Here is a 530-nt window from a genome sequence, read left to right as displayed (position 1 = left end):
TATTGATCCCCAACTCCACCAGCAAGAACAGGTCGCCATTGCCCAAGCCAAGCAAGAGGCCAGCGCCAACACCTTTGAGCGCATGGCCGCCAAGTGGCTGGAGCTGAAACGCCACGATGTGAGCGAAGCCTGCGCCAACGACGCATGGCGTTCCCTTGAGCTGTATGTGCTGCCTTTCATCGGCTCCATGCCCATCGACCAGATACGCGCCCCCCTGGTGATCGAACTACTGCGCCCTATTGAGGCTGATGGCAAGCTGGAGACAGTGCGCCGGCTGTGTCAGCGGATAAACGAGATCCTCGACTACACCGTTAACCACGGCCTGCTCGATGCCAACCCCTGTTCCGCGATCCGCAAAGTGTTCAAGAAGCCCACCAAGAAACACATGCCCACCCTCAAGCCGGACGAACTGCCTGCGCTGATGGCCGACATTGCCAACGGTCGCCTGGAACATACCACCCGCTGTCAGATTGAATGGAGCCTTCACACGCTGGTGCGCCCCGGTGAATCGGCGGGTACCCGTTGGGACG

1 protein-coding gene is annotated in these 530 nt (G+C 60.0%); it reads left to right on the top strand.

Features of this window, described 5'->3' with window-relative positions; genetic code table 11:
- Positions 1-530, top strand: a 530-nt coding sequence (locus PG883_RS23785) for a phage integrase central domain-containing protein (RefSeq protein WP_442866381.1), incomplete at both ends; no start/stop codon positions are given.

This window comes from Aeromonas sp. QDB25 (assembly GCF_027707725.1).
Taxonomy (GTDB): domain Bacteria; phylum Pseudomonadota; class Gammaproteobacteria; order Enterobacterales; family Aeromonadaceae; genus Aeromonas; species Aeromonas caviae.
The sequence above is the reverse complement of the archived record's forward strand: the minus strand, read 5'-3'. Positions and strand labels throughout refer to the sequence as shown.